The sequence below is a fragment of the Rhodococcus sp. NPDC047139 genome, from assembly GCF_040643435.1.
Classification (GTDB): Bacteria; Actinomycetota; Actinomycetes; order Mycobacteriales; family Mycobacteriaceae; genus Rhodococcus.
In genome coordinates this window covers 1-5,421 of record NZ_JBEYUH010000038.1, presented here as the reverse complement: position 1 = coordinate 5,421, position 5,421 = coordinate 1, and the positions used below count along the sequence as shown (strand labels likewise).

6 protein-coding genes and 1 pseudogene are annotated in these 5,421 nt (G+C 65.5%); 5 read left to right on the top strand and 2 right to left on the bottom strand.

Annotation, left to right across the window (positions count from 1 at the left end; genetic code table 11):
- Positions 1 to 48: 48 nt before the first annotated feature.
- Positions 49 to 378: a hypothetical protein gene (locus ABZ789_RS22530; RefSeq protein ID WP_358428866.1), complete on the bottom strand. Its 330-nt coding sequence runs from the start codon at positions 376 to 378 to the stop codon at positions 49 to 51.
- Between ABZ789_RS22530 and ABZ789_RS22525 the strand changes: the two genes are divergently transcribed.
- The 5 genes from ABZ789_RS22525 (at position 377) to ABZ789_RS22505 (ending at position 4,718) form a co-directional block, all read left to right on the top strand.
- Entirely contained in the window at positions 377 to 922 is a 546-nt protein-coding gene (locus tag ABZ789_RS22525) for a hypothetical protein (RefSeq protein WP_358428863.1), read from the top strand. The genes ABZ789_RS22530 and ABZ789_RS22525 overlap by 2 nt on opposite strands.
- Positions 923 to 1,411: 489 nt before the next feature.
- Positions 1,412 to 2,275 carry a hypothetical protein gene (locus ABZ789_RS22520; protein ID WP_358428860.1) on the top strand — a complete coding sequence of 288 codons (864 nt, stop codon included), beginning with the start codon at positions 1,412 to 1,414 and terminating at the stop codon, positions 2,273 to 2,275.
- Between the two features lie 96 nt (positions 2,276 to 2,371).
- The gene (locus tag ABZ789_RS22515; RefSeq protein WP_358428857.1) at positions 2,372 to 2,827 is read left to right on the top strand and encodes a hypothetical protein; all 456 of its coding nucleotides are present in this window, start codon (positions 2,372 to 2,374) and stop codon (positions 2,825 to 2,827) included.
- Positions 2,827 to 3,708 carry a zeta toxin family protein gene (locus ABZ789_RS22510; RefSeq protein ID WP_358428855.1) on the top strand — a complete coding sequence of 294 codons (882 nt, stop codon included), beginning with the start codon at positions 2,827 to 2,829 and terminating at the stop codon, positions 3,706 to 3,708. The genes ABZ789_RS22515 and ABZ789_RS22510 overlap by 1 nt, the downstream gene beginning before the upstream one ends.
- A gap of 107 nt (positions 3,709 to 3,815) precedes the next feature.
- Positions 3,816 to 4,718 carry a DUF2971 domain-containing protein gene (locus ABZ789_RS22505; RefSeq protein WP_358428852.1) on the top strand — a complete coding sequence of 301 codons (903 nt, stop codon included), beginning with the start codon at positions 3,816 to 3,818 and terminating at the stop codon, positions 4,716 to 4,718.
- 42 nt (positions 4,719 to 4,760) lie between these two features.
- On the opposite strand, the pseudogene ABZ789_RS22500 reads toward ABZ789_RS22505, so the two are convergent.
- Positions 4,761 to 5,421 (bottom strand): annotated as a pseudogene (locus ABZ789_RS22500) (hypothetical protein); the annotation flags it as partial.

Here is a 5,421-nt window from a genome sequence, read left to right as displayed (position 1 = left end):
CTCGTTCCTTCAGCTCAACGCTGTACTTCCGTGGTGCTGCCATGCTCTCTATCCTTCACAGGTTCGAGAGCCTCCGACAGACCCGGGGCGATTCATGTTGGTGGGCACTTCGCAACCGGGGATCGATCCGTAGGTGCCGTTCGGGGTGAAAATCACCTCGGCCTGGTCGGGGCGGCCGGGGACATGCTCGAATGCGACGTCGATGCTGCCGTGGCACTGCCCGGACGGGATCGGCACGATGGCGGTGCCCGTGACCTGTAGGGTCGGTACCGGAGCAGCTGCCGAGGTTCCGGTGGTGACCAGTGCTGCGCCGGCGGCGACAGCGAGGGTGGAGGCAGCGAGGGCCGCTGCGCGGGTGATGCGTCGGCGAATCGACATGAACGAGGTCCTTTCGATGGGTGGTCGGAAGGTCACCGTACTGACGGCGGTTCTGCTCTTCGGTGCGCTTATCGGCTCCGCAGCGGGGGTGGGCCTGTCCACCGGCGTGGTCCGTGCCGGCATGAACGGCGATGGATCCGCCTGCGTGAGTGCGCAGGCCCGGTGCATGTGTCGTGCAGGTGCGGGCTCCGTGGGTGCCGCGCTGTGCCTGGCTTCGGGAGAGAACTGGTGCGTACCGGTTGTCGAGGAAGGGAGTTCAGCGATGAAGGAGATCAGCCGACGTGGGGATGCGCTGCAGGCCGTTGCGAACGTGGCGGCACGTCTCGAGGCGCTGCAGCCGTTTCTCAGCTACGGCCCGAATTTTCGGCCGCGGGTGGCCGACGAGCTCGCTCGCGCGCACCGTGCCTGGCACATCGAGGCGGCGGGGTCGTTCTTGGTGACCGCTGAGATCGCGGCGGGGCTGCGGCCGGAAGCGGATTACCGTGACCGCTGCGCGCCGGAGGTGTTCGACAGGTCTCCGCAGGTCCTGGCTGCTGTGGTCTGAGCGAGGGGAAGGGCACCGGTGGGTGCGGGGTGAGCAACTCCTCTGCACCCACCGGACGCACGGCGACTGTGTTCGTGGGGACAGGATCTGCTCAGTTGCACCGACCAGTAATGCTGTGCCGAAAACAGTAGCTGTGTGGTCGGTGTAGGCAATACACCACATATGCGATGAGCTGCGTAAATAGTCCCCGATTCGTCTCTGTTCTTCGTCTTCCGGGTCGAGCGCGGTGGAACGGTCGGGGTATTGTCCCGAGGGGACATGCGGCGGGTGCGCGCGGGAGTGGTGAGCCCGGGTGTGACGGTCGGGTCTGCTACCTTCACGATCAGAGCCACGTTGCATGGCTGACCCCGACGTTGCCGACCGGTGCCCGCATCACCACTTCGGCCGCGCCTGAGGGCGAGGTCCCCCGGATCTGCAACCCTTGCTGACCGTCACATCCGTCCGTGGTGGATGCGGGACGCCGCGACGGCCATGTGATCGGAGCCCGCCATGACCAAGAACTCCGCCCGTAAGAAGGCTGCTCGCGCCTATCAGGCCGCGCATCCCGGTACGACCTTTCCGGAGGCCATGCGCGCGGTAGCTCGAGGCGAGGACCCGACCTCTGCTGCCGACAGTGCCGCACAACCGCAACCCTTCCGGGCAGGTGTCGACCCTCAGGTTCGGGATCAGGTGATCGCCGCTTTGACCGCTCTGGCGCGCAGTGTCCGCGAAGACGGCAGCGCAATCGATTTCGCTGACGAACTCGCCCGCATCCTTGCCAGCGTCACTGCGAATGTCGGTTCGGTCGAGAAGCTCCTCATCGGACGCCCAGGCTCGTGGGAGGCCGGCCTCGTCGCTCAACTCGTCAACGGAACGGTGATGGAGGAGGACTTGCCACGGTGGCGAACTGTGCCTGTCCGGGTGGTGCTGGACCTCGACGATTACTGGTACTACGCGGGGCTCGAGCAGGTCTACGACGAGGACATCGACGCGCTTGAACGGCTCCGCAGCGAAGACGTCGGCGACCCCGCTCGGGATCAGTCGTTGGTGGACGAGATCGATGCGATCGACGAACTCGTCGATCAGGACCGTCGGTCCTATATCGAGGCGTGGACCGGGCATGCGCGAGAGGCCGCACTCGAACTCGGTATCGAGGTGCCGATCACGGTTGTCGTTGGGGAGGACACGCGTTCGTACGAGGATCTTGATTCGGTCACCGACCACATCGAACGACGGGCCCGTGAGCGAACCCCGCATCCGGTGGTACCCGAACTCGGAGAGTTGGTGAGGCGGAGGAATCATTCGCCGGAGGATCTTGCGGGGCGTATCCGGGCAGCGGGGAGGAGCTATCGCGAGCGGGTCGCTGATCGGTAGAGCAGGGCTGTGGGGTGGGGGCTGTCGTCGAGTTGCTGTCCTCGTCGGTGTGCCCCCGCCATGGTGATACAATTTCGTATAACACCAGGTGAGGAGATGGTTCCTGTGTCACTTGCATACGAACCGGAGATCGGACGCCGACTACGAGCGGTGCCCGCCCGCAACGAACTGGCCAAGATCCTCAAACTCCGCGCCGTCCACGACGCCGTGCAGGCCGGCTGGCCTCAGCGCCGCATCGCCGAGGCGCTCGGCGTCGAACAACCCGAGGTCAGCCGCCTGGCCAAAACAGCACGGCTCACCCCGCACGTCTGCGAGCGCAGCCCGCGTGAGGTGCTGCTCGAACACGCCGCCGGAGTAATCGACCACGCGGCGATGATGCGCGAACTCGAGAACTGGAACTACACCTTCGGCACCACCGACCCCACCGGAGAGACCTACCTACCCGGCACCTGGGATCAGATCGAACGCGCCGGAGATCTGTTGTCCGACGAGGACTACCAGCACCTACTGAAGATCACCGCCGCCCGACGCAACGCCGCAGGGCGCGCGTAGTGGCGGACCTGCGCGCAGCCACAGCTGCAGTCCTCGAGCGCATGTGCGCGGCCGGTGGCACCCTCGACCGAGGCGGTGCCACCGCCTCACACCGGCTCTACGCCACCGACCCACATCGGCGTCGCACCGTCGACCGGATCATCGAGCGCTACCTCGCCGAACAGCACAACGTCGTCCTCGAAGGCCAGTTCTGCGCCATCGCCACCGCCGGGGTACCCGGCGCCGGGAAATCCACCAGCATCAAACGCCACGGCCTCGCCGGGCAAGGCTGGCGCGTTCTCGACGCCGACCGCGTCAAAGACCACCTCATCCGCGACGCCCTCGACACCGGCATCTACCGGAGCATTCTCGAGATCGAACTGCCCGACGGCAGGACCATCATGCCCCGCGAGCTGGCCACCCTCGTGCACACCGAATCGACGAAAATCCTCGACGCCCTGCAAGAGGTGTGCATGCAGCGCGGGGAAAACATCGTCATCGAAGGCACCTTCAGCTGGCCCGGACTCGGCGAACGACTGCTGCGGCAACTCGGCGCCGCCGGCTACGAACGCTTCACCATCATGGACGTCGAAGTCCCCCGCGAACGCGCCCAACAGCAAGCCCTGCAACGTTGGTGGGACGGCCGCCAGCACTCCGAGGACGGTCTCGGAGGCCGGTTCACTCCCGCCGCGGTCATCGCCGCGCTGTATCCAGGCGACGGCACCGGCACGATCTGCGCCGCCAACGCCCGTGCCGCCTTCGACCACCCCCTGACCGCCGAGATCCACTCGGTCGAACTGCTCGTCGACGACTACACCAGCGGCGAGCTGATCCAACGAGTCGCCACCCGCTGCGACGGCATCCTCAGCTACGAATCGGCCACTGAACACTCCGACACCTGAGAGCAACGCTCGTCCGCGGAAATCACTGCAGTCGTCTGCGTCGGGAACCGCGCTGTCCTCATCGTCGTTGTGCGTATGCACTGCTCATCGATTCCAGGAGAAACACTTTGACCGAACCCGACACGTTGTGGCACTACACCGATGCAGGTGGTCTGCTCGGCATCCTCGGTAGCAACCCGGAGCCGCGAGAATCCGGCGTCGTGGGTCCGCAGAAGTGCCAGCCGTCGTTTCGCGCAACAGCGGTCGAGTACCTCAACGACAGTCGGGAATTGATCCACGGCCTGGGAATCATCAAGAAGCAGGTGCTTATTCCCCGTGCCGAACAACTGGAGGCGATCGACTACCAGCCGGATGAGCCTCATCTGGTCGCCAACCCGAAGGAAAAGGCCGACTTCCTGCGCAAGCTCTGCGAGGCGATCGACAGGGTGGAGCAGCGCACCTACAGCAACCACATCCACTGCTACGTCACATCGTTCTCCGCGCACAACGATGTGCTCAGCCAGTGGCGCGCCTACTGCGGTGGACTCGACGGATTCGCCATCGGCATCCGCAGGGATGCGCTCCCCAACCACCGGGAGGCGAAGGTCAAGAAGGTGCTGTACGACGACGATCCCACGTCGTGGACGACAGTGACCGACTACGTGCAGAGATGGGTGGATGGGCGTCTCCACCGCACAGAAGCCCCCGAGGCCAGTTCCGGGATGCTCGACCACTGCATCCGGGAGTTGTCCCGCTATGCAACGCAGTTCAAGCACAACGGCTTCCGCGAGGAAGGGGAATGGCGAGTCATTCACCTCGGCATGAGCGAGGGACCGACCTACCGCAACCGCGGAGCGAAGCTCATCCCATACGTCACCTGGTCACTGCCCGCCGACGCCGTCGTCGCTGTCCGGGTCGGCCCCGGACCGAATCAGCACGAGAACTACCTGGCAGCCCAGGGAGCTCTGCACGCGTTCAGCTACACCACGGCCGCAAAGAACCTGACCGTCTCCCCCACCCCGTACCGATAACCGCCGTCGACCAGGCGACGTACCGGGCCGCACGAGTTCGGTTCAGGCGTCGCCGGCCGCGGAGCCGTTGAGCACTGGGTATTCGCCGTTGAGGACTGCGGCGATCCGGGCGGCGAGCTCGTCGGCCTCGCGTTCGACCTCATCGAGTGCGTCACCCACCCCGCTGAGCAACGTCTGCGCATCCGCGCGAGCCCGCAACCCGGATCGCACATCCCACTCCCCCAGCTCGGGTTCGGGGACGCTGTCCACCATCGGGTCGTCGTCGACATTCCAGTCCGGTTCGTCGTCCCAGCGGCGTCGGCGTCGGCTCCCGGTGCCGTCGAGTCGGGCCGTGAGGATGTCGGCGATGGTGGTGGCGCGTAACCCGCGGGGCTGGCCTGCGTGCTGCAGGGAGCCCATACCGAGACCGCCCCAGCGATCGATCGGCAACAGCAGTGGTCCGTCGTCGCGGATCGGCGGCAGCGGGGCGTAGGACTCGACCGACGTGTCGGTGAGGGGCCGGGCTTTGATCAACGCTTCTTCCAATGCGTCGTTGATCAGCCATTTGTCCATGAACGCCAGCAACCGTGCCCATCGCAGGAACACCGCGGCCGGGCAATACCGGGGATTGAATCGCCCCGGGTCTGTCGGAGGCTCTCGAACCTGTGAAGGATAGAGAGCATGGCAGCACCACGGAAGTACAGCGTTGAGCTGAAGGAACGAG

Bases quoted from the DNA above. Each gene is read 5' to 3' on its own strand.
- ABZ789_RS22525 (WP_358428863.1), top strand. From the start codon at position 377: ATGAACGAGGTCCTTTCGATGGGTGGTCGGAAGGTCACCGTACTGACG.
- ABZ789_RS22530 (WP_358428866.1), bottom strand. From the start codon at position 378: ATGTCGATTCGCCGACGCATCACCCGCGCAGCGGCCCTCGCTGCCTCC.
- ABZ789_RS22520 (WP_358428860.1), top strand. From the start codon at position 1,412: ATGACCAAGAACTCCGCCCGTAAGAAGGCTGCTCGCGCCTATCAGGCC.
- ABZ789_RS22515 (WP_358428857.1), top strand. From the start codon at position 2,372: ATGGTTCCTGTGTCACTTGCATACGAACCGGAGATCGGACGCCGACTA.